Below are 22,397 nucleotides of genomic sequence, written 5' to 3'. Positions count from 1 at the left end.
TCGAGCGCAACGATATGTCCAGCGGCCTCCCGCGAAACCTCGATAGTCTTCATACCGCCGAAGAGGAGTTGCGCAAGAAGGCGGGGCACATGATCGCGGGTGAACCCCGGCTGCAATTACATCTTGCGGTGACTGAAGCCGCGATGGATTTGGCTAATATGCTGCGCCAGTTCGCGACAAACGACGAAGACCTGAAGGTTGTCCAAATGCTGGCAATGCGAACGTTCAACGCATTCGGTGCAAGCCTTAAACTCTCCCTGTCAGGTTATCACCAGAACAGTGCTCTTGTTCTCCGCGACGTCCTCGAAACCACCTTCCTGCTGGACCTATTCAGAGGCGATCGCTCACTCATCGAGCGGTGGCGATTTGCCGACAAAAAGGGTCGCATGAAGCAGTTCTCGCCCGTCAAGGTACGGGAGGCACTGGATACTCGCGATGGCAACACATCGAAGAAGCGCTTTGAGATGTACGAGATGTTCTCCGAACTTGCCGGTCACCCCAACATGAACTCGCACTTGATGATGCGGCCTGAAAAAGGCAGCGACGCCGTCATTGGCCCGTTCATAGAGTTCACGACCCTGCAGGCTGGCATTTCCGAAATGGGTCGGCTTGCCGTTCAGGTTGGGGAACATCTTGGCGCATTCTTCCCTGCGGGCTGGGGTGTGCCATCGCGTGTCGTTTTTGGAAAGTTGAAGCTGGACTGGTTCAGCACGTTCTATCCCAAGCAGGCGAGGCCAGCATGATTGTCCGACGATGGCGCGCAATGTGTCATCGTAAGTGAGAGGTCGGATACCGATTTTCTTCACGCCTGTATCATTCACGGCTCGACGCCCTGTAAGTCGTGTGCCAAGGCTCGACTTCGTTTTGTGCGCTGTCGCAGAGGTCCACCAAGTACTCCAGGAACGCCTCCTTGTTGTTCATCGAAAGACGCGCGCCCGTCGAATAATTCTTTTCCCGTACCCTTTCCGTCCTCCGAGGCAGTCGGAAATGATGCCCAGCAAGGGGGGGCGTCACTTAAGCGGCGCGTGAAAGGCTAGCCCTGTGCGCTGTCGCGGACCAACCGTTTGCCAAGCAAATCTCATCCGCGTGGGCACCACGCTATTCGTATTCAAATTCGTATCGACCAGTATACGGAGAACTAAAAATGGTCAGGCGTTCCCGCTCTTCATCGGTCAAATGTTCGGTCATCGCCCTTAGCGCCTCACTGAATGAGCATAAATGAAGTTCAACCGCACCTTGCTCAATCCCGTCCTTAAAATAAGTTCGATAGACGCGATTACCTTTCACCCGAGACGAAGCCGCTCGCTCAAACTCGCCCCCTTGCCAACGTAAACGGAGAAAAGAACAATCCAATCCCTTGACCCTCCGTAGCGCTTCCGCGCGCATTTGGTTTTCGCGCTGATTAAGGTCCCCCGTTGTCCCGATCTTGATGACGCGCCCTGACAACGATCCAGCGATGTACACATAGCCCGGCGTGTCCTCGCGTCTTTGAAATGCGATGTTCGTTGGCTTGCACTGAATGCAATGGCCCACTCGCGTTCGCAGGCGATGGCCCATCGATCGACAATGCCCTCGATCAATCACTCCGGCGAGAACTAGATGTTTCCCCGCCTCCTTGGCGGCGGCTGCGCGCCCCTCTTTTGATTGATGGCGACCGTCATAAACGTCTTCTTCGGAATAGCCGTGTCGCGCGAGAAATCTGACTTCGTCATCCGAAAAGGGAGAGGTCATAGCCTGTCTCTTCACAAATCACTTCGGGTTTGCACCATCACCGGCAGAATTCGCCATCGCCTCTTCGGTTCTAGCGTCCAATACATCACGCTGACCTCAGCGCTTTTGCGCCGACTGTGTGCAGGCTGATGGAGTAAAAAGTTGCGTTGCAACGTTTCGCCCGCAGCGACGCTGAATTTGAACGGCATCGCCAAGCAATGGTCAACGCCTGCCATGTCTATTCCGGTCGGTTTGCCATCGGGAGCCGTGATCTGCTTTGCCTGCGATAAATCACCGAGCCGATAATCGGGGAGGTCAACGCCGAGTTTCTCGATCTCGATGCCTAGGTGAGAACCGTTCTTGAGGTTTAATGTTGCGAGCCACCATTCGGGATCGGGACGCGTGATCGTGATCCACGCATTGACGGCCTTCTCTGCTTTCGCCCGCCGGGCGGTGTTCCAGGAAATGTACAGGCTTAGGCTGGAGACAATCAGCGCCAGCGCGGCCAGGCCGTCGCGTACCGGAAGGGTGGTCCAATCGATCATGCCGTACAACCTAGACGGGTCTGCCTAGGCGGGCAAGCCGCCTTCCACCAAGGGCATCTGGATAAGCGCTTTCCTTCGCATTGCCGTCGCTTTCAGCGGAGCTTATGGGCCTGGACCGTCGGAGACTTAGAGCGGCACCGCACCTAGCCTGACTTAATTTGCCGTGCACCGCTCCTAGCGCCGAACTCAGATTTTCCAGCTCGCCGGAAAGGGCGCAGCGCGACCGATTGCATCACGCCAGTTTGCGAGACGGAACCATGATATCTTTTGCACCAAGCCGAATTAAGCGGTGGATACGTGGCCGGTCTAATCGCGCTCACTCCGTTAGTATCGTAGGTCTGATACAATCATTGATAAAACGACCATTATTAATCCACCGACGAAGTGTCGCATGAAAAAGACCGCACTGATAACCGACTTGGATAACACTCTCTTCGACTGGGTCGAATTGTGGCTCAATTGCTTTTCTTCAATGTTGGACAGCATTGTCGAAATCAGCGGTATCGAAAGAGCGAAGCTCCTTCCCGAGATCGCCGCTGTGCATCAGAGACATGGTACGTCGGAATATTCGTTTCTCATCGAGGAACTCCCGTCGCTACAACCGATCCTGAAAGGTCGTCCCGCAACAGAGGTGTTCGCCAAGTCCATTCAGATTTATAGGTCCAAGCGTAGAGAGCACCTGCGCCTTTATCCGACCGTGGCCGAAAACTTGCTCAAGATCAAAGGGCGGGGAACGCGCATCATCGGTTACACCGAGTCCATGGCCTTTTACTCAAATTATCGGGTGCGCCGCCTAGGGCTTGATGGCGTGCTCGATTACGTATTCTGTCCTGAAGATCACAAGTTGCCAGTCGGATTATCGCCAGACGATTTGCGTCACTATCCAGCTTCCCATTACGGTCTCAAGCTGACGAAGCAAGAATTTACTCCGAAAGGCTCAAAGAAGCCGGACGCTGCGGTTTTGAACGCGATCATGGATGATCTGCAGCTTTCAAAAAGCGACTGCGTCTACGTCGGCGACAATCTCATGAAAGACGTCGCGATGGCCGTCGATTGCGGGGTCGATGCTGTGTGGGCAAAGTACGGACAAGCACACAAGCGCCCCGAGTATAAATTGCTTCAGGATGTAACGCACTGGACAGCCGAAGAGGTCGAGCGGGAGCAGAAGATCAAAGAGCGTGAGCATGTTAGTCCGAACTACACGCTCGAAAAAAGTTTCTCCGAAATTTTAGGACTGTTTGATTTCGGTGATTTCCATGCGGAGTGATCGACGATTGCGGGACGAACGCGCGAAGCAGGTGATCGATGTTTGGAAGACCGTCGTTGGCGTGCAAATGCACTTCAATGATATAGGCATGCGTATACGTGGCCTGTTCATCACGATCTTGTTGGCACTGTTGGCATCTATCGGTTTCCTTTTGGATAAAGGCTGGTCTCTGCAACTTTGGCGGATAAATATTCAGTTTGCTGTTTTGGTGCCGATATTTGGCGTGTTCGGCACGGCGCTTTTTTATCTTATGGACAGATACTGGTTCCACCGGTTGCTCAAGGGCGCGGTGAACCATGCAATTCAAATCGAAAACAAGTACAAGGACACAATTCCAGAGCTGTCGTTGTCCGACGAGATCGGGAAGGAAAGTTTTTTTGTTCCCAAGGGCCTATTGTGGGTCGCTGCGAAGTGCTTTGTGAGCCACGACAAATTCCGCAAAAAGGGCCAACTTCACTCGGATGGCAAGCTTGAACTATTCTACAAATCTATGATTTCGGCTCTATTTGGGATTTCAATTCTTATCGCGGTCTTTGGTGGCATTTCCCTCGATAAAAAGGCCGCGCTGATGCCGATAAAGAAAAGCCAGGGCGTCGATAAAGCGACTGTAACTCCTCCGGCTGTTCCTCAAGCGATACCTAGCGCGCCAGCACCTGGCGCCGCACCTCCAACTGTCATCCCGCTCGGACCGGCAGCGGCCCCGAAGGATGCTAAGAAAGAGTGATCCGTCCAACGAGCAGCCCTTCCGCACGTGCTGGAAGAGGAAGAACAAGCTCATCCAAGCGAACGCGAGGGTCAATTCCAAGATAGTGTCGCGGCCGGGTGTTTGTTGTGTGCGTGGTGAAGTGACAAGCTAGGTGGGGTCACAGCTACGGCTTGAAGAGCTCTCTCTAGCCGATCAGCCAATAAATGATGGCTCTTCGCCCGCTCATCCGCCATCAGCGCTTCGACCGTCGAGCGGAGCAAGCTTTTGTCGCCAGCAGCGCCAGCGCGAACGAGCGAAACAAGGAGATCACTTTTGGCCATGTCGGAAGCTTACACGCCAATGGTTGATAAAGCACGTAACGTGAACTTCAATCGCAGTACGGACGTCGCCGGGTGTGGACATTTCGCAGCACCAAGGCCCACCCAGGCGCTCGCAAATAAGGCAACTTGCTGAAATTATTTCGCTATTTCCTTTCCGTTGCACCGACAACTAAGAGGGCGGTCCTAGTGTGGGATGTTTCGAAGCCGTTGATGCAACGCGCTTGTCTTTGTGAAGGGGCAGGTCCCACCCAGGTTTTCGGCGTAGTCCGCACAATGTGATCGCGCGCTATTTGACCTGAATTGGCACGTGTATTTGTAACGACAAGAGCTTAGCACCGGTCCGACGGGAAGCTGGCACGAGCCGCATCACACACAACCGGTTTGGAGAACGACGTACCAAACCATTTGCTCGTCAACGAGCCGTCATTATCGATCCAGGGGATCGGTGGCAATTGCGGCAGGTAAGATGCATACGGCATCACTTTCGCAAGCGTCACTCTGCCCGGGAACTGTGCGAGGAAAACCTTGTTCATTCCGCCGTCAAGTCCGCTGTAGATCGGGGCCGCCGGCACATTGTCTTCAACCAATTGCGCGTATGCGCGTTCGTCGGCGCGCTGTTTTTGCAGCGCCCGCCGCGCGATTTCCGGATTGACGACGAAGGGCGGACATTTTTCGATCGCGTTGAACACGAGCGGGTGCGGCGAATTCGGCGGAGGTTGCGCATCGAACACATAGCGGCGGTTGCACACATCCACCTTGGGTTCGCGTCCCGTCGTCTCGAAATGATCGTTGCCGACCTTGAGCATTTTCCAGAAGGCCAGGTTGGGACTGTTTCGATGCCGCGCCAGATTCGCCGGCGTCAGGCGGAACGGATAGGCCTGGACCTGGAACGACGGCCGGCCGCGGAGTGAGTCGCGCGCCAGCGAATAGATTTCGCTGATCTGTTCGTCGGTCATGGCGTAGCAACCGCTCGACCAGCAGTCGCCGTGGATCATGAGGAAGCTGCCGTTGCGCTTGTTCGCCCTGTCGAAGCTGTTGGGGTAGCCGAGGTTAATCGAAAGATAGAAGTTGGAGTTGGGATTCATCAACTCAGGCGTAATTGTATAAAACCCTTCCGGAGCCTGTCGGTCGCCCTCGTACAACTTCGGCCCGAGATCGCCCGACCACCGGCAGATCGGATAGGTCTTGAGGATCTGGAAACGGCCGGTCGTGTCCTGTTTCCAGACTTCGAGCTCCGCCTCTTCCTTGAAGAGACGCACGACGATAGGTGAATATTTTGGCATCTTCTTCTGTTCGAGCAGCGCGAGCAGTTCGGCCGGTAATTCCTGTGTCGCCTTGGCCGGCAACGGCTTGCTGCTTTCGCCAAGGCACGTGACCGGCGTCAAGGCAGCGGCAAAAGCCGCCGCCAGCACGAGAGCCTTAGCCGCTCCGATTGAATCGGAACGGGGCTCTCGCTTCTTGTTTTGACGCGTTTTCTTGACGCGAACCGGTACCCACTTCGCTGGAAAACGCTCTAGTGCACGTCGGACCATGGCGCGGATCACTGCTGTACCTCCAGCCCTTCCGCCCGCGCGCCGCTACTTCTCAAACCCGACGAACACCGTAGCCTCCTCGACGGACTTCCGCTCCGACACGACCGCATTCGCCGGAAAAGTTTCATCCGGCCAGCCCAGCGCGATACTTTTCATGATGACCTGATCGTCGGCAATCCCTGCGTGCTCGCGCACCACAGGGGACTGCATGATGCCCTGGCTGTTGATCACGGCGCCGAGCCCACGAGACCAGGCGGCATTGACCAGGGCGGTCGCCACGGCGCCGCAGTCGAAGGGCGTATCGTCGCTGCCGTCGAGCACGCGGTCATAGGTAATGATCACGCAGACGGGCGCGTCGAATTGGCGGAAGCCGCGCAGCACCCAGTCCTGGCGTTTGTTCTTGTTGTCGCGCTCGATCCCCATCGCGGAGAACAATTGCTTGGCGACACCGACCTGCCGGTCGCGGTGCTTGCCTGCAAAGGGCTGGCCCGTGCGGAACTCGCGCGACTGCGGGATGCCTGCCACCATCCGCTCGGTATTGCCGGCGCGGATCCGGTCCAGCGGTTCGCCTGATATGACGTAGAAATTCCAGGGCTGGGTGTTCATCGACGACGGGGCGCGCATCGCCAAACCAATGATTTCCGCAATCAGCGCCTTGGGTACCGGATCGGGTTTGTAACCGCGGATACTCCGGCGACCGAGAATAACGTCATCAAACTGCATCTGTGTGGGATTCCCTGACACTTCTAAACCAGCCTGGATTTTCGCGGTTTCTGCACCCTCGTGCAAGCGACGAGCCGCCTGCGTGGGCCTTTCTCACTTGGTGGTCACTTCCGACTCGCGTCGGTGACGCGTCCTCAACGAGGTACTCACGCGGATGGAAGCTGTCACGACGCAGCATCCGATCACAGGCAGGGAACCTCTGACGCCACAACAGACAGAGTCCGTTGCGTGCCCGTGGTCGTTTAGCGGATTTCGTGATGGTGAAATTGTGCCGCTGATTTGCCCGACGTGTCAAATTTTCGGTCCAGACCGTCGGTTGCGGCGGCCGCCGGCTACTTTGCATGGGGTTGTTTTCGATATTTTTGGTGGAGCCGCGGCGACCCGGCGCGACGGCACCGCGTAGGCTCTTAGGCTGTTGCTCAAATCGTGGGTTTTGGTCCAGGAAGGTCGAAAATGCTTTGTCTTTCAATGGAGACTGACTGACACTCTCTTTGCCACCGCCTTCGCGCGCTTCGGCGCGGCATGCCCGCGCAGGTCGGACCCGCGCTGATCTACCCCACCTGTTGAACAGCGATGTCATACGCCTCGATCGTCGCCTTGGCGCGTGTGGCCACTTCCGCCGCCGTCATGCCGGGCTTGTAGAGACTGCTGCCGAGGCCGAACGCCAGAATGCCGGCCCGGGTGTAATCCGCGAAGTTTTTGTCGGAGACGCCGCCCACGGCGGCGATCATCAGGTCGGCGGGAAGAACAGCGCGAATGGCGGTAATCCCCGCTGCACCAAGCACGCTCGCCGGAAAAAATTTCAGGCTCGAGGCGCCTGCCTTGGCTGCGAGCAGCGCTTCCGTAGGGGTAAAGACGCCCGGCATCGTGACCATGCCGAGCGCACCGGCTCGGCCGATGATTTCGGGATCGACATTAGGGGTCACCAGCAGCCGCCCTCCAAGATCGTGGAGCCGCTCGACAGCTTCCAGCGTCAAGACGGTGCCTGCCCCAACCAGGATTCCGACGGGCGCCCTCCTGACGGCGATCTCGATGGAGCGGAAAGGATCCGGCGAGTTCAGCGGGATCTCGATCGCCGTCATGCCGCTATCGATCAGTGCGCTGACGATACCCTCCGCCTCCTCGGGCCGCACGCCGCGCAGGATCGCGACCAGCGGACGCTTCATCGGGGGAAATGGGACAACGCTCATCGTCTGATCCTTCATACGTTCCAAATCGAGTGAGCGGCCATCGCAAGGCCGCGACGGACCGCATCCTCGGCACCGATTGATCGGACAGGAACGGAAACCGTGTCAAACGCCAATTGATAAAGCATCTGGAGCCTCCCCGATGCCACCAGCGTGATGCCCGCCCTGCGAGCTTCGCCGGCGAGCCCCGCCGCCAATTCGAGACCAATCAAGGTGCCCGATATTTTTTCGCGGGCGGAGGATGGCGTGCCGCCGTAGAGGAGCTGACCCGATCGCACGTGGAACAGCAGATTGGCGGCCAACGCTGGCGTCTCAAAGGCAGCAATGAGCGCTGATTTGAATGCGTCGATGTCTTCCGCTGCATCGGCGCCGGCCACCGCGTGGGAGAGGATCGTTTCGCGCGACACGACGTCGAACAGCTCGCCCGTCATGAAAGTAGCGAAGCGCTCGACGGTGCCGCCACTCGTCCTGACCCATTTCGAATGCGTGCCCGGCATGCAGACGAGCGTGTCGTCAGCCGCGTCCATGCCCAAGGCGCCGAGCAACTGTGTCTCCTCGCCCCGCATGACATCCGGCGCCTTGGGGTCTCGTTGTGCTATTCCCGGGAGAATGCGGATGTCACGATCCTGTCCCGGTACCGCGACGGCCTGCTTCAGGATCGATGCGAGCCGCGCCGGCGTGTCGACGTATCCGGCTTCGACCCATCCCTGCCGGGCACCGGCCATGCCGCAGATGACAACGGGCAACCCATCCCCGGCGCCGACGGCCTTTAGATGCGAGTGCAGCACGGTTGCGAAGCCAAGCTTGCCTGCCACCATCATGCCCTCGTGGCTGCGCTGTTCTCCGAGCACGTTGCCGGCCCGGTCGACCAGCCAAAGCCGAAAACTGCTCGTGCCCCAATCGACCGCGACGTATGCAGCCTCGCTCATTTCAAGTCCGTCCCGATGCTATCTGTGCCTTGAGGACATCGTATCACGCCGGTGTGCCGGCGAGCTACGTTCGCTTTCCATTTGATTTGCGGAAGCGCAATCAGCATGATCCGAGCTCATGCGAGGCCAGGCATGTTGCTGCGGCGCGGCTTCGCCAACGAGCTCACGTCCGCAACAATGCGGCATCACAACAAAAAGAATGAATTGGGAGGACGCCGTCGTGATCAATTTTCCCCTCAGAAGCGCAATCGTGTGGCTTGGTCTGCTGATTGCGGCGCTCTCGCCGCAGGCGCACGCGCAATCGTCCAAGACGGTGACGCTGGTGGTGCCCTTTGCGGCCGGCGGCGGCACCGACACCGTCGCGCGCCTGATCGGCGAGCGGATGGCGCGCACGCTCGGTCAGACCGTCATTATCGAGAACGTGGTGGGCGGCGGCAGCACGCTGGCCAATGATCGCGTGGCCCGATCGGCGCCTGACGGCACCACGATCCTCATCAATCACGTCGCGCTGCTTGCGGCTCCCAGTCTGTTCACCAACCTGCGCTACGATACCAAAACGGCGTTTGAGGCAGTCGGTCTCGTCAACAATGCGCCGATGGTTCTGATTGGCCGCAAGTCGATCCCCGGCGCGGGACCGAAGGATTTTGTGGACTGGATCAAGGCGCAACGCGAAAAGGCGAACTTCGCGCATGGTGGCCTCGGGACCAACAGTCACTTATGCGCTGTGATGATGGGCAATGTGCTCGGCTTCAAGCCGACGGTTGTCGCTTATCGCGGATCGGCGCCGGCGATCTCCGATCTGCTGGCGGGGCAGATTGATCTGTTGTGGGATCAGGTGACTAACGCGTTGCCGCAGATTCAGGCCGGAACGCTGCACGGCATCGCTATCACCTCGCCGCAACGGCTCGAACAGTTGAAGGACGTGCCGACCACCGCCGAGCTTGGCATGCCCGAGGTCAGCTACTCGATGTGGCATGGGCTCTACGTCGCGAAGGGCACTCCCAAGGAGACCATAGCGGCGCTGAATTCGGCGCTTCGTGCAGCACTGGCCGACCCGACCCTGCTGGAGAAGCTGAAGCAGCTCGGTACCCTGCCATTTCCCGAAAATGAATTGACGCCCGAGGCGCACGCGCGCCTGTTCGCCAGCGACCTGACACGGGTGGCAAAGCTCGTTGAAAGCTCGGGAATCAAGGCGAGCGAAGCAAAGTAAGGCCGCCCCGCGATGCGGAATGGCTGCGCCGAAACCGGCGCAGCTCCATCACACGATCAGATCGTGCGGCGCGTGGGTAGTGACAGCGTTACCCGGCTGGTTCCAAACGAAACTGTCGGACCATTGTGCAGACAGCTCGATCGTTTGATTCGCCTCTGAAATCGCGGGCGCTCCGCTGGGGGAGCTGATTGGCGCCGAGTCATCCCCTACAAGGTCGATGACGTCAGAAGTTTTGACGTCGGACATCTTGTCCTTGAAATAGAACGCGTCGTTGGTGCCGTTGATGGTGATTGTCACCACCTGTGCGGTGCCGTCGATGGTGGTCACCGTGAAGCAGTCGGTCAGCGTGTCGCAGTCGTTGAGCGCATGCACCTCGCAATTGGCGTTGTCGAGCCTGTAGGTCCAGACGCCATCCTTCGTCATCGTGAAGCTGCCATAGCCGCCGTCGCTGGCTGTCGGGCAGTTGACCGCTGTGAACGTGTTGGGCGTATTGTCGACGTCGGTATCGGTGAGCGTGCCGGTTGCGATTGGCGTACCGTATGTGCAGGCGCCAGCTTCGGTGACTGAGCCGGTCGTTGCGCCACAAATGACAGCGGCGTCGTTGGCGCCGTTGACGGTGATCGTCACCACCTGCGGGGTGCCGTCGATGGTGGTCACCGTAAAGCAGTCGGTCAGCTTGTCGCAGACATTGAGAGCCTGCACTTTGCAGTTGGTATTATCGAGCGTGTAGGTCCAAACCCCATCCGCCGTCATGGTGAAAGTGCCATAACCGCCATCGCTAGCTTTCGGCGAATCGATCGCCGTAAAGGTGTTGGGAGTGTTGTCGACGTCAGTGTCGGTAAGCGTGCCGGTCGCGGTTGGTTTGCAAGATACGGAATTGGCTACGCCGCCAGCCTCGATAACCGAGCCGTCCTTGGTCCCGCAAATGATGGCGGCGTCGTTGGTGCCATTGATAGTAACCGTCACCAGCTGCGCGGTGCCGTCCAGGGAGGTCACCTTGAAAGTGTCGGTCAGCTTGTCTCCGACGTTCAGTGCCTGTACCGCGCAGTTGCTGTTGTCGAGCTTGTAAGTCCACACGCCGTCCGCCGTCATCGTGAAGGTGCCATAGCCGGCATCGCTGGCCGTCGGGCAGTTGACTGCCGTAAAACCGGAGGCGTTGTCGACGTCGGTAGCGGTGAGCGTGCCGGTCGCGGTCGGCGGGTCGCACTTGGTGCCACCGTCCTCGGTCACGGAGCCGGTGGTGGCGCCGGAAATGACCGCCGCGTCATTGGTGCCGTTGATGGTGACTGTCACCACCTGTGGGGTACCGTCGATGGTGGTCACGGTGAACGTGTCGGTCAACGTGTCGCCGACATTGAGTGCCTGCACCGTGCCGTTGGCATCATCGATCGTGTAGGTCCACGCGCCCGCCGCCGTCATCGTGAAGGTGCCGAAGCCGCGCGTGCTCGCGGTCGGGGTGCTGACCGTCGTGAAAGTATTGGGGGCATGGTCGACGTCGGCGCTGGTGAGCGTGCCGGTGGCGCTCGGCGCGCCGAGCGTGGTATTGGCGACGCCGCTGGCCTCGATCACCGCGCCGGTGGTGGCGCCGGAGATGACGGCCGCGTCGTTGGCGCCGTTGATGGAAATCGTGAAAGTTTGATTGGCCGAGAGCGTCCCGTCGGAAACGGTGATCGTGAAGTCCGTGGTCGTGGGCTCAATAAGCGCATTGATCGCAGTATTATCCGGAACGAACGTATAGGCGCCGGTCGTGCTGTCGACGTAAAGCGTACCGTAGGGACCAGCCCTCGATACATCGTATGTGACCCCGTCGATGACGGTGCTGCCGGCGGTTCCCCCGTCGATGCCGAAGGTCAGTGTCGCGCCGCTGTTGGGGCTGCTCGCAAGGAAAGTGCCGCTTGTCGCGGTGAAGATGTCAAAGGCCGTGGTGTCGATCTCGGTCGGCCCGGCAACCGCGTTCAACGTCGGTGGCGTCGGCTGCGGAGGCGGCAGTTGTCCGATGATCATCTCGGGGGCTGATGCGAGGATCACCGCGGGCAAAGCGGGCAGTTCCTGCGCCGGGGTAGAACCATCGATCTGAATGAAATTGATCGGCTGCACCGGCAGTCGTTCGAGGGGAGGGGGCGTGCTCGATCCCGTCGACCCCAGTCCCTTCTCGTAGGTGGCAAGCGCCTCCTGCTGGGCTGCCTGCAATTCGGCCATTCGAGCGGCGGAGTTCGTGCTCTGACTTACGCTGATGGTGGACCCCTGCGAGCGCAGGATGATGGTCTGTCCGGGATCGTCGACGAGGAAGCGTCGAGGGATCACCTCCTTGGTGACCAGCTCGAATGCGCCATGCTCGAGGTCCTTGTATGTGATGTTGCCGTCGTCCAGGAACGTGACATCAGGCTCGGCGGCCTTAGCCTCCTTCACAAGCGAGAAGGTCAGTGCTGTGAGCCACAGCATGCCGAACCGGCCGGCATGAGCCCTGCTTCGCGGATCGCCGACCGCGACTTGAGCGGCAGTGCGGGTCGCGCGCTTAAGGGTGCCGAAGCCGGCCGCGGTCGGAACGTTGCCGATAATTTGGGTAAGCGGAGCCGCCGCGGCCTTACGTTCGTCCCCAGTCTCGGCGTGGGACCCGACAAGCATGGCTTCAACCCCCGCCCCTCGTGCGAAATTTTCGTGGTCTGGCTTTGCCCAGCCCATGAGGTCAAAATATTCAGGTCAAAATAGCCTAGCGCGGCCAGCCGAAGGCTAGCCGCCAAGACCTCCAAGCTATCCCAATCGGGGGGCGTTAGGCTTTAGGCTCAAAAGGAGTAATCCTTTTGAGCGGGTGATAGAATAATGCCTTCCCCCGACATCGGGTCTAATGTCGCCTTGGCCGACGGTTCAAAGCGACCGTGAGTTCTCTCTTGGACAAGATCTTCTCAGGAAGGGGGATCATGTGCACGCATGCTATTGCTGCGTTGGTAACAGGCTTCGTTCTGGCGACAGCCGGGCTTTTTGCTGGGCCGGCTCACGCGCAACGCGATTCCGCCAGGCCCGCCGTTCAGGATCTAGCGTCAAAACCAATTGGAAAAATTGTTGTCGCCACGGGTTCGGTCACACTTGAACGCGCGAGTGCGACGGTCGTTCAGGTCAGCACCTCAGGTCAAGCCGGTCAGGCGAAGGTCGGTGATCTCGTCTATCAGGGCGATGCAGTTGCAACCGGCGCCGACGGCAGGGTCGGTATCAACTTCACGGACGGCACTTCCTTCAATCTGTCGAACAACGCGCGCATGGTTTTGAACGAGTTCGTGTACGATCCAAATAACACGTCCAACGCGTCCTTGTTCAATCTGACCAAGGGCACCTTCACCTTTGTCGCGGGCAAAGTCGCGAAGACCGGCGATATGAAGGTCGATACCCCGGTCGCGACCATGGGCGTTCGAGGCACCACGCCACGCGTCGAAATTTCGGATGACGGGACAGTCAGATTTTCTACTCTCATTGAAGAGGGCAAGAGCAGAGTCGCAAGAAAGCCGACGGCACCAGCGGCGCAGCAACCCGATCAAAAGCCTTTCTCGAAGTCAAATCTGAATATCTGTCGGGGGTGCTAGGCGCAGTTCCGGCGCAAGCCGCTTCCGGTGCGAGAAATTCATCAGTCAACCAGTCCGGGCGTGCCGCCTTCAGGTCGAAGGGGCCCATCCGCTAGTTCCAACATCGGAAGGCCTGATATGGAATTTAGTGCAAGCAAGCGCATCGTCCACGGCTTGGCGCCCGCTTTTGGCTTGCTGCTGCTCGGCTCACTCGCTGCGGCGCAGAGTCCCAAGAAGAGCGACTATCTCGAAAACATCGCGCTGTGCAACGGCTCGGAACACACTTCGCTTGCAGCCCGGATCGGTGGTTGCACGGCGTTCATCGATTCCGGTCAAGGTACAAGGACCGCACTTGCTATTGCCTATAACAATCGTGGCAATGCCCATACGATAAACGGAGACGTTGACCGCGCCCTCCTGGATTTCGATCAATCGATCAAGCTTGATCCGACTTACGCCAGGCCATTCAATAACCGCGGCGCAGCTTACTTGAGGAAGGGCGAATACGACCTCGCCCTCCAAGCTCTTGACGAGGCGATCAGGCTGAAACCGAACTATGGCCGAGCTTTCGTCAACCGTGCTGGTGTCTACCTCAAAAAGAACGAGTACGATCGCGCGGCGCGGGACTACGACGAGGCAATCCGCCTCGAGCCCAATCTGGAAGCTGCGTGGAGCGGCCGCTGCTGGACCCGGGCTATCCTCGGCTCGTTACAGGCGGCGCTTGAGGACTGCAACAAGGTGCTTCAATCGTGGCCGAACGACGCCGCCACCCATGACTCGCGTGGGCTGATTCACCTGAAGATGGGACAAGCTGACGCGGCGATCGAGGATTTCAGTTCGGCACTACGTGTAGATTCAAGGCTGGCGAGTGCGCTCTATGGGCGCGGGCTTGCCAGGCTTGCGAGCGGCGATAAGGCTGGCGGCGATACCGATATTTCCGCAGCAAAGGCGCTGCGGGCTGGAATCGATCAGGACTTCATGCGCTACGGCGTGCGTGACAGCAATTAGCCAGCGAGCCCGGCGCGGCAAATTCGTCGTGAAAACGATGCCGCGCCTGGGCTGCCGGGCTAATCCAGCTTCACGTTCGCTTCGGTCGCGACCTTGCGCCAGCGCTCGACTTCCGCGGACACCATTTTCGCGAACGCAGGACCGGCGACATCAGGGACGTCGGAGCCGTTGCGCTCCCAGGCTTCCTTGATGGCCGGCGTCTGCATGGCCTTCTGCAACTCCTTGGCCATCTGCTCGACAATCGCCGGCGGCGTGTTCTTCGGTGCGAACAGGCCGTACCAGGTCGATACTTCATAGCCGGGAAGGCCTGCTTCCGCGGCGGTCGGAAGATCGGGGAACGCGGGCACGCGTTTCGGCGCAGCGACGGCCAGCGCCCGCAACTGTCCGGCCCTGATGGGCCCAGCCGACGAGCCAAGTCCGTCGAAGACAACAGGCACGTGGCCGGCGATGAGATCCTGCATCGCGGGGCCGGCCCCACGATAGGGGACGTGCTGAAGGTTGGTCTTGGTCAGAATCTTGAACAGTTCGCCCGCGAGATGATGCGTGGTGCCGGCGCCTGCGGAGCCATAGTTCAATTTGCCCGGATTGGCTTTGGCGTAAGCGATGAACTCGGCCAGCGTTTTGGCGGCAACCTTTTCCGGATTGACGACCACCACCTGCGGCGGCCGCGCGATCAGCGCCACCGCGATAAAATCCTTCTCGATGTTGTAGTCGAGGTTGGGATAGAGCGATGGGGCAATGGCGTGATGTGCCGCGCCCATGAAGAAGGTGTAGCCATCGGGCGCGGCCTTCGACGCTGCGGAAGCGCCGACGGTGCCGCCGGCGCCCGCGCGGTTCTCGATCAGCACGCGCTTGCCCAACTGGGCATCGAGCTGGGCCGCCAACGGGCGGGCAAAGGCATCGGTACCGCCGCCGGCCGCGAACGGCACGATGAAGGTGATCGGCTTCTCCGGCCATGATTGGGCTTGGGCCTGGCCGGCCACGGCGGATAGCGCCGTCAGAACTGTAAACAGGGCGTACCGGACAACTCTTGACTTCACGGCATTCTCCTCCGGGTATTGCAAATTGGCATCCGCCCTCGGCGGCGCGATTGTCTTTTTACTTCCCTGATTCCGGCTTTATTCCGGAAACGGCCAGGGCAGCGAGCCCACACCGTATGCAAGATGCCAGGCGCGATCCATCAAAATGAGCGGGCAGGCCGGGGGAAAATGAGCGGCAGCCCCTGGGGCGTATAGTCGTTCCCACGGGCGCCGGGGCCGCTCGTTCCCGTGCGGCTGCGCCGAAGGCTACTAAAAAGGGCCCCCGCACCTGCCGCTATTGCGCCGGCGCCGGGACGGTCGAAACCCCGGGACGAAGCAGAAGTACCATTAACAATACGGGAAAGAGCGGGGCGATCCTGCCGACGGGAAACAGCAAGGGCGGGCTCAGCATCGGCATCAGCCAGGTCATGAATGCCAGCGTCCAGCACCAAACCGGCAGCGGAGCCTCTCGCGCCATCAACCAGAACGCCGTCGCGATCACCAATAGCGTCGCGTCATAGGGCCCGGAATGCGGAGCGGCAAGCACCGTGGCGGCCAGAAAGACCGCCGTCTTTTCCCGCGTCCCCAGCCGCGACCGGAAAGCGATGACGACGGATGCCGCCGCGCCGAGCGTCGCAAGCAGTTGAATCCACGACGCCAGCCGCTCCGGCGCGCCCAGCAAGACCGCGCAGGTGTAGACACTGTGGCCCCACATGCGGCCATACTCGATCCACTTCGGATTCGGGCTGACGAGATTTTCAAGGATGACCGGAATCCAGCGCAGCCACAGCTCCCATCCGAAAATCAATCCGCTCGCGATCATCATGGCCAACGCGGACAAGCCTGCAGCCAGGAGCGCGCGCCACTGCCCGGCCGCGACGAGCGCGATCGGCACCAGGATGCAGAATTGGGGCTTGAACGTCAGCAGCCCCAGCACCAGTCCGCCGAGATAGGGACGCTGTTCGAGAAGGCTAAAGCCGCCGACGATCAGGGCTGCGACCAGAAAGACGGCCTGACCGTTGATCGCATTGATGGCCGACGCCGGACACATCAGCGCGGCCAGCAGCAGAGCGCCTGACGGCAGGGTGTTTCCCGCACTCGCCCGCAGCGCGACGGCCAGCAGGGCGCCGGTCGCGATTTGAAACGCCACATAGGAGCCGAAGAATCCCAGCGGCGCGAACGGCAGCAGGATCAGCAGAAAGCTCGGCGGATAGGCCCATGGCCGGAATTCCAGCGGCTTGGAGAGCCAGCCTGCAAACGTCGTGTTGAGGAAGTCGGTGAAGCGATCACCGTCGAAGATCAGCAGCGCATTGTCGTCGAGGACCGAGCGGGTCGCGCCGTAGAAGACCATCCAGTCCGTACCAAGCGTGTTGTAGTCAAGCCCGATTTTGCCCGGATATGGAATGGTCGTGAGGAGGTTGAGCCAGACGTAGAACGACATTGCCAGGGCGGGGATCAGCACCACCGGCGGCGGACGCAGCGCAGCCGTCTGCTTGAAATCAATGCCACGGTTGGCCAAGTCCATCATTTGACCTGCTGAGGATTGAGTTGCCTGCTACGGGCAGACACGAATCGGCTTCGATCTTACGCCGATCGAAATGCGGTGCCGAATGATCCGGCAAAGACCTTAATAAAGTGGACTTCGGCGGCTCGGCCGCCCCCGGCTGCAGCGGGTATATGGCCGATAGCAAACCACGGCTTCCTCTCCCCCCGGAGCGGAAATTTTGATCTTCCGCATTGGTCCAAATGGACTTCGGTTGCAAAGACCAATATGCTCGCCCTGGGAATGTGGGGTGATGCGCTTATGACGTGCCGTGCTGGTGCGGTCGCAGCTTTGTTGTGTGCGATTTTTGCCAATTCGAATGCGCAGGCGCGCGGACCATATGGTTCGATCAGCGTCGGCAACTGGCAGGGCGGGGCCTACACCAATGACCAGACCGGATCCTTCTCGCACTGTGCGGCGGGCGCCCGCTACGCCAGCGGCGTCTATTTTCTCGTTATGATCGATCATAGTGGTGGATGGAGCCTCGGCTTCATGCACGAACAATGGAGACTGACGACCGGGGAAGCCTTTCCGCTGACCTTGACATTCGATGGTCAGCAACCGTTAACGTTCATGGCGTCCCAATTGCCGACAAGCTGGTTCGCGTGCCGATGCCGAACAACTCCGCGCTCATCAGCCAGTTCCGGCGGGCCAAGGCCATGACCGCCTATACGCAGGGGCAGCTCTTCCAGTTCAACCTCGATCAGACCGGCCAGCTATTGCCGGTATTAGCGAATTGCGTCGCCAAGATCAGGCAATCGGGATTGGCCAGTGCCGGCGATTTTTCGGTCCTGCCCGCCGCCAAGCCGGTCGCCGCAGCGGCGGCGCCCGATGCTGCGGCCGGCAAGCCCGATAGGTTGTTCGACCAGACCGGCACCGGCTTTCTGGTGAGCACCAACGGACATCTCGTGACCATGCGCATGTCGTGCACGGATGCGTCGGCGACATTTTGGGCAACCTGTCCGGCGAGGCGCCCGCCAAATTGCGCCTGGTGTCGAGCGATGAGACCAATGATCTGGCGCTGCTGCAGGTGACGGGCTCGTTCAAGGACGTCGCGAAAATCAGGGACAAGGCAATCCAGTCCGGCGACAGCGTGGTCGCGATCGGCTATCCCTTTCATGGATTGCTGACATCCGATTTCACGGTGACGACCGGGATCGTGAGCTCGCTCAGCGGCATCCTGAACGATACGCGCTTCCTGCAGATCAGTGCTGCCGTTCAACCCGGCAATAGCGGCGGGCCGCTATTGGCCGCAAGCGGCGACGTTGTCGGCGTGGTCGCGGCGAAACTGAATGCCATCAAGTTCGCGAGGGCAACGGGCAACATTCCCGAGAACATCAATTTCGCCATCAAGACCGGAGCCTTGCGGGATTTTCTCGATAACAGCGTGGTCCCCTATCAGATCTCGGACGCCAAGACCGAATTGAAGACCACCGAAATCGCCCGCAATGCGCGGGCGTTTACCTTTCTGATTTCGTGCAAGGCCAAGGCGAAGGAGAAAGAGACGGCAAAGAATTAGGTGCCGCGCCGCCGTTTTGCCCAGCCGGTCCTTCCGGATTTCACGATCGCGCGCCCGACGCCGTTCGGCCGAGCGCAGGTCTACATTGCGCCGGCCAACGATCTGGCAAAGACCTATCGCGAACTACCGCGGCTATGGGCCGTCTGGGCGTTCCAGGCGCTCCAGCTCACGCTGGCGAGGCTTCGCTGGTCGGTCGCCAACGGCCGCCGGGTCTGCCGCTCATAGGCGGCGATGATGTGCTGCGACTGCCGGATTTTCTGCTCGAGCTCGGCAATGGTCTTCTGGGTTTTGCCGGTTCTGCTCGATTGTGCGGACTCGCCCACCGTGAACCTGGCGGTCTCGATGCTCCTCAATGTCTCGCGAAGCTTCTTGAGCTGGGCGCGGTGCCACGCAATGGCGCTGTCACTATCTACCGGCATGCAAACCCTCCTGATTCGTGGCCGAATCTAGCACGCATGGGGCAAGTTGGGCCAAGGGGGACCCGGCGGCGCATCGGGCCCACCGGTTTCGCGCAGGCCGAGAGGCGGCCGCTTCCCGATTTCGACCTCTTTTTGCCACCGAAGCGACCGCGGGCGAGCCTTCTAACAACAAACTTGCATGGTGATCTGTGGTCAGCGCGGTCCCCTCTTATCGTCCTGGCGGCTGAATGCCGGCCCGGCGCAATGGAGCGTGCGATGAGCGAAGTTGAGTTCGATCGAATTGTCGATGCTGTGCGGAAGGAAATCGCGCTGGCACCGGCGGCGAATTTGTTGACGGAGTTGCGGGCCTCCGACGGGCGAGCGAAGGCCGCCGGCGAGAAGTCAGCGTCCCGGCGCCATGCTTCATTCGCCAGGATTCGCCGCGTCGGCGAGGGACGGAAGCGATACAGGTAAGGCGACATAGGGTGTCTTGATGGAACGATCAGTGTTCGAAGTCGTGAAGGCGCCGCTGGGCTGGTCGGTGTTTGCCGACAACGTCAAGATTGGCGGCGTCTACGATTCGCGGGGCGCCGCCCTCGAGGCCGCCGTACTGGCCGCGTCCTATACAGTCAGCGACGGTGGCGGCGTCCAGATCAACGTGCCCGGCGCAGAGGAAGAGAAGCCGAGATGGGCCATAGCGTTCGACATCGCGAGCTCCATCCTCCCAGCGAGGAGCGGGCGCGAGCGAGGCAGTTCACGGTAAAGCCCGCGTGAAGGCAATCGCTCGACTTTGACGGGTAGCCTCCAACTGCCTGGGAGGACTTTCAAACTAGCATGAGCTTGTCCGCGCAGTCGCGAGCCATGCGTGGATCGACACTGGCCGCCATCGGTTTTCCGCCGGCGGCCTTTCATTTTACATCGTCGAACGGCGACACCGCGGGGCTGCCGACACGCATCCGCTTGATGCGGCGCACCGCCATCGGCGCGCCGTCGGACTGATACTGCAGCTCGTATTTCTTGCCGTTCCGGTCGACGGCGGTGCAGGAGATAGAGGAAAGCTCAAGCGTCACGAAGTTTCCGACCTGCTTGCAGAGGCCAGCGGTCGATTCGACTGCCGGCACCGGCAGACCGTCGGCCTTCGGCCTGTCCTTGGTTTTCAACAGCATCCGGTCGATCGGCAATTCGTACAGATTGGCCTCCGGTCTCCGCCCGTTGTCGCCGGAAAACGTGATGATATGGCTGTCGTCGCTGGGGTCCTCGAGGGCGACGGTAAAATTTGCCCTGCCTTCCTCCGTCTGGAAGAACGCAACCGCGCGGCAGGCAAAATCGCGTCCCGCCACTTTAAGCGTGCTGCATTTGCCGGACATCATCGCAAAAATAACGGTATCGGGCTCTTGCCGGTGAAGTTCGTCCGAGGCAGAGGCTGGCATTGCAATGAAAATGGTGGCGAGAGCGAAAACGCGCCGGCAAATGTTCATGGTCATGCCCGGTTGATAGGACATGGCGCGCTGCCTGACCAGAGTCTCCGCAGGTTCCGGAAGAGCGCATCCGGGCAAGATGGGCCCGTCTTGCGGTGCCGAACACTATCAGAAATCGAGCGGCGCGTTGTCGACGACCTCCTTCATGACGAAGAAGGTCCGGGTCTGGCGGACGCCCGGCAGCGCAATCAACTGTTCGCCATGAATGCGGTTGAAATCCTCCATATCGCCGACGCGGATCTTGAGGAAATAGTCGAAATCGCCCGCCACCAAATGGCAATCGAGCACGAATTTAAGTTGTGCGATCGCCCGCTCGAAGGCGGCAAAGCTTTCCGGTGTGGAGCGGTCGAGCACGACGCCGACCATGACGAGCGCACCCTTGCCGACTTTTCGTGGCGCCACCATCGCCCGGATCCCCGCTATGAACCCCTCGTCGAACAGGCGCTGGGTGCGGCGGTGACAGGTTGCGGCACTGACACCGGTCGTTTCGGCCAGCTCGGCATTGGTCAGTCGGCCGCTATTTTGCAGCAAACGCAATATCTTAAGGTCGATACGGTCGAGTCTGCCGGGCATGAAAGAATGTTCCGCAATCGTGCCGAGTGATGGTAGATGATGCATCACAATCCCGGAATTGTGCAATAACAGCGCTAGCTTGGTTTCGATTTTGAAAGCACCTATCTGGAGCGCGGTGATAGGCATTCCCCCGACATTCAGACCATCAACGGGGGATGACCATGTTGGAGAAATTCGAACGCTATCCGCTCACCTTCGGGCCTACCCACATCGAAAAGCTGGAGCGGCTCTCGAAGCATCTCGGCGGTCAGGTCGAACTCTACGCCAAGCGCGAGGACTGTAATTCGGGGCTCGCCTTCGGCGGCAACAAGCTGCGCAAGCTCGAATACATCATTCCCGACGCGATCGCCTCCAACGCGGACACGCTGGTCTCTATCGGTGGCGTGCAGTCCAACCACACCCGCATGGTTGCGGCGGTCGCAGCCAAGATCGGCATGAAGTGCCGCCTGGTGCAGGAAAGCTGGGTGCCGCATGAGGACGCGGTCTATGACCGGGTCGGCAACATCCTGCTCAGCCGCGTGATGGGCGCGGACGTACGGCTGGTGGATGAAGGTTTCGACATTGGCATCCGCCAGAGCTGGGAAGAGGCGATTGCAGATGTGAAGGCGAAGGGCGGCAAGCCCTATGCGATTCCCGCCGGTGCCTCCGTGCACAAATATGGCGGGCTCGGCTATGTCGGGTTTGCCGAAGAGGTCCGCGCGCAGGAGAAAGAGCTTGGCTTTGCCTTCGATTACATCGTGGTCTGCACGGTCACCGGCTCGACCCATGCCGGCATGCTGGTCGGATTTGCCAAGGACGGCCGCGCCCGCAAGGTGATCGGCATCGACGCATCCTTCACCCCGGCGCAGACCAAGGCCCAGGTGCTCGACATCGCCCGCAACACCGCAAATCTCGTCGAGTTGGGTCAGCAGATCGTCGAGGACGACGTCGTCCTGATCGAGGACTATGCCTATCCGGCCTATGGCGTTCCGTCGGAAGAAACCAAGCAGGCCATCCGGCTCTGCGCGCGGCTCGAAGGCATGATCACCGATCCCGTTTACGAGGGAAAATCGATGCAGGGCATGATCGACCTCGTGAACGAGGGCTATTTCCCGAAGGGATCGAAAGTGCTCTACGCCCATCTTGGCGGCGCGCCCGCGATCAACGGCTACGCTTACACCTTCCGCAACGGATAGA

The 22,397-nt window shown here is 59.9% G+C and carries 24 protein-coding genes; 11 read left to right on the top strand and 13 right to left on the bottom strand.

Features of this window, described 5'->3' with window-relative positions:
• Positions 1–14 precede the first annotated feature (14 nt).
• The gene (locus IVA95_RS02595; protein ID WP_247509075.1) at positions 15–743 is read left to right on the top strand and encodes a hypothetical protein; all 729 of its coding nucleotides are present in this window, start codon (positions 15–17) and stop codon (positions 741–743) included.
• Between the two features lie 355 nt (positions 744–1,098).
• Here the strand turns inward: IVA95_RS02595 and IVA95_RS02590 are convergent, their stop codons facing one another.
• Both IVA95_RS02590 and IVA95_RS02585 read right to left on the bottom strand, forming a co-directional pair.
• The gene (locus IVA95_RS02590) at positions 1,099–1,731 is read right to left on the bottom strand and encodes a hypothetical protein (RefSeq protein ID WP_247509074.1); all 633 of its coding nucleotides are present in this window, start codon (positions 1,729–1,731) and stop codon (positions 1,099–1,101) included.
• 11 nt (positions 1,732–1,742) lie between these two features.
• Positions 1,743–2,255 (bottom strand): hypothetical protein, encoded by a 513-nt coding sequence (locus IVA95_RS02585; protein WP_247509073.1) that lies wholly within the window; start codon positions 2,253–2,255, stop codon positions 1,743–1,745.
• 391 nt (positions 2,256–2,646) lie between these two features.
• Here IVA95_RS02585 and IVA95_RS02580 point away from each other — a divergent pair, with 391 nt between their 5' ends.
• Both IVA95_RS02580 and IVA95_RS02575 read left to right on the top strand, forming a co-directional pair.
• Positions 2,647–3,522 (top strand): HAD family hydrolase, encoded by an 876-nt coding sequence (locus tag IVA95_RS02580; RefSeq protein WP_247509072.1) that lies wholly within the window; start codon positions 2,647–2,649, stop codon positions 3,520–3,522.
• A 7-nt stretch (positions 3,523–3,529) separates the two neighbouring features.
• On the top strand, positions 3,530–4,246 hold the full coding sequence (locus IVA95_RS02575) for a hypothetical protein (RefSeq protein ID WP_247509071.1): 717 nt from the start codon (positions 3,530–3,532) through the stop codon (positions 4,244–4,246).
• Between the two features lie 631 nt (positions 4,247–4,877).
• Here IVA95_RS02575 and IVA95_RS02570 read toward each other — a convergent pair.
• The 4 genes from IVA95_RS02570 to IVA95_RS02555 form a co-directional block, all read right to left on the bottom strand.
• The gene (locus tag IVA95_RS02570) at positions 4,878–5,960 is read right to left on the bottom strand and encodes a murein L,D-transpeptidase family protein (RefSeq protein ID WP_247509070.1); all 1,083 of its coding nucleotides are present in this window, start codon (positions 5,958–5,960) and stop codon (positions 4,878–4,880) included.
• A gap of 165 nt (positions 5,961–6,125) precedes the next feature.
• A complete protein-coding gene (locus IVA95_RS02565; RefSeq protein ID WP_247509084.1) occupies positions 6,126–6,803 on the bottom strand; it encodes a nitroreductase in 678 nt (225 codons plus the stop codon).
• Positions 6,804–7,354: 551 nt separating this feature from the next.
• Entirely contained in the window at positions 7,355–7,993 is a 639-nt protein-coding gene (locus IVA95_RS02560; protein ID WP_247509069.1) for a 2-dehydro-3-deoxy-6-phosphogalactonate aldolase, read from the bottom strand.
• Positions 7,994–8,004: 11 nt separating this feature from the next.
• Positions 8,005–8,919 carry a 2-dehydro-3-deoxygalactonokinase gene (locus IVA95_RS02555; protein WP_247509068.1) on the bottom strand — a complete coding sequence of 305 codons (915 nt, stop codon included), beginning with the start codon at positions 8,917–8,919 and terminating at the stop codon, positions 8,005–8,007.
• Positions 8,920–9,139: 220 nt separating this feature from the next.
• On the opposite strand from IVA95_RS02555, the gene IVA95_RS02550 reads away from it, so the two are divergent.
• On the top strand, positions 9,140–10,129 hold the full coding sequence (locus IVA95_RS02550) for a tripartite tricarboxylate transporter substrate-binding protein (protein WP_247509067.1): 990 nt from the start codon (positions 9,140–9,142) through the stop codon (positions 10,127–10,129).
• A gap of 48 nt (positions 10,130–10,177) precedes the next feature.
• Here the strand turns inward: IVA95_RS02550 and IVA95_RS02545 are convergent, their stop codons facing one another.
• Positions 10,178–12,811: a VCBS domain-containing protein gene (locus IVA95_RS02545; RefSeq protein WP_247509066.1), complete on the bottom strand. Its 2,634-nt coding sequence runs from the start codon at positions 12,809–12,811 to the stop codon at positions 10,178–10,180.
• A 206-nt stretch (positions 12,812–13,017) separates the two neighbouring features.
• Between IVA95_RS02545 and IVA95_RS02540 the strand changes: the two genes are divergently transcribed.
• Together IVA95_RS02540 and IVA95_RS02535 are read left to right on the top strand one after the other, a co-directional pair.
• Positions 13,018–13,704, top strand: coding sequence for a FecR domain-containing protein (locus tag IVA95_RS02540; RefSeq protein ID WP_346657973.1), 687 nt, complete (start codon positions 13,018–13,020; stop codon positions 13,702–13,704).
• 171 nt (positions 13,705–13,875) lie between these two features.
• Positions 13,876–14,691 carry a tetratricopeptide repeat protein gene (locus IVA95_RS02535; protein WP_247509065.1) on the top strand — a complete coding sequence of 272 codons (816 nt, stop codon included), beginning with the start codon at positions 13,876–13,878 and terminating at the stop codon, positions 14,689–14,691.
• A 59-nt stretch (positions 14,692–14,750) separates the two neighbouring features.
• Here IVA95_RS02535 and IVA95_RS02530 read toward each other — a convergent pair whose 3' ends face one another.
• Positions 14,751–15,731 carry a tripartite tricarboxylate transporter substrate binding protein gene (locus IVA95_RS02530; RefSeq protein ID WP_247509064.1) on the bottom strand — a complete coding sequence of 327 codons (981 nt, stop codon included), beginning with the start codon at positions 15,729–15,731 and terminating at the stop codon, positions 14,751–14,753.
• A 274-nt stretch (positions 15,732–16,005) separates the two neighbouring features.
• Positions 16,006–17,238: a glycosyltransferase family 87 protein gene (locus IVA95_RS02525; RefSeq protein WP_247509063.1), complete on the bottom strand. Its 1,233-nt coding sequence runs from the start codon at positions 17,236–17,238 to the stop codon at positions 16,006–16,008.
• Positions 17,239–17,481: 243 nt separating this feature from the next.
• Here IVA95_RS02525 and IVA95_RS02520 point away from each other — a divergent pair, with 243 nt between their 5' ends.
• Positions 17,482–17,916 (top strand): hypothetical protein, encoded by a 435-nt coding sequence (locus tag IVA95_RS02520; RefSeq protein ID WP_247509062.1) that lies wholly within the window; start codon positions 17,482–17,484, stop codon positions 17,914–17,916.
• A 40-nt stretch (positions 17,917–17,956) separates the two neighbouring features.
• Here IVA95_RS02520 and IVA95_RS02515 read toward each other — a convergent pair whose 3' ends face one another.
• Entirely contained in the window at positions 17,957–18,148 is a 192-nt protein-coding gene (locus IVA95_RS02515) for a hypothetical protein (RefSeq protein WP_247509061.1), read from the bottom strand.
• Between the two features lie 30 nt (positions 18,149–18,178).
• Between IVA95_RS02515 and IVA95_RS02510 the strand changes: the two genes are divergently transcribed.
• On the top strand, positions 18,179–18,772 hold the full coding sequence (locus tag IVA95_RS02510; protein ID WP_247509060.1) for a trypsin-like peptidase domain-containing protein: 594 nt from the start codon (positions 18,179–18,181) through the stop codon (positions 18,770–18,772).
• 113 nt (positions 18,773–18,885) lie between these two features.
• Here IVA95_RS02510 and IVA95_RS02505 read toward each other — a convergent pair whose 3' ends face one another.
• The gene (locus tag IVA95_RS02505; RefSeq protein ID WP_247509059.1) at positions 18,886–19,191 is read right to left on the bottom strand and encodes a hypothetical protein; all 306 of its coding nucleotides are present in this window, start codon (positions 19,189–19,191) and stop codon (positions 18,886–18,888) included.
• A 255-nt stretch (positions 19,192–19,446) separates the two neighbouring features.
• Between IVA95_RS02505 and IVA95_RS02500 the strand changes: the two genes are divergently transcribed.
• A complete protein-coding gene (locus IVA95_RS02500; protein WP_247509058.1) occupies positions 19,447–19,644 on the top strand; it encodes a hypothetical protein in 198 nt (65 codons plus the stop codon).
• A 19-nt stretch (positions 19,645–19,663) separates the two neighbouring features.
• A complete protein-coding gene (locus IVA95_RS02495) occupies positions 19,664–19,933 on the top strand; it encodes a hypothetical protein (RefSeq protein WP_213251618.1) in 270 nt (89 codons plus the stop codon).
• 145 nt (positions 19,934–20,078) lie between these two features.
• On the opposite strand, the gene IVA95_RS02490 is transcribed toward IVA95_RS02495, so the two are convergent.
• Both IVA95_RS02490 and IVA95_RS02485 read right to left on the bottom strand, forming a co-directional pair.
• Positions 20,079–20,672: a hypothetical protein gene (locus tag IVA95_RS02490; RefSeq protein ID WP_247509057.1), complete on the bottom strand. Its 594-nt coding sequence runs from the start codon at positions 20,670–20,672 to the stop codon at positions 20,079–20,081.
• 84 nt (positions 20,673–20,756) lie between these two features.
• The gene (locus IVA95_RS02485) at positions 20,757–21,221 is read right to left on the bottom strand and encodes an Lrp/AsnC ligand binding domain-containing protein (protein ID WP_247509056.1); all 465 of its coding nucleotides are present in this window, start codon (positions 21,219–21,221) and stop codon (positions 20,757–20,759) included.
• Positions 21,222–21,382: 161 nt separating this feature from the next.
• On the opposite strand from IVA95_RS02485, the gene IVA95_RS02480 reads away from it, so the two are divergent.
• Positions 21,383–22,396 (top strand): 1-aminocyclopropane-1-carboxylate deaminase, encoded by a 1,014-nt coding sequence (locus IVA95_RS02480; protein WP_247509055.1) that lies wholly within the window; start codon positions 21,383–21,385, stop codon positions 22,394–22,396.
• Position 22,397 lies beyond the last annotated feature (1 nt).

It is taken from the genome of Bradyrhizobium sp. 157 (genome assembly GCF_023073815.1).
Classification (GTDB): domain Bacteria; phylum Pseudomonadota; class Alphaproteobacteria; order Rhizobiales; family Xanthobacteraceae; genus Bradyrhizobium.
This window is presented reverse-complemented; position numbering and strand designations above follow the sequence as displayed.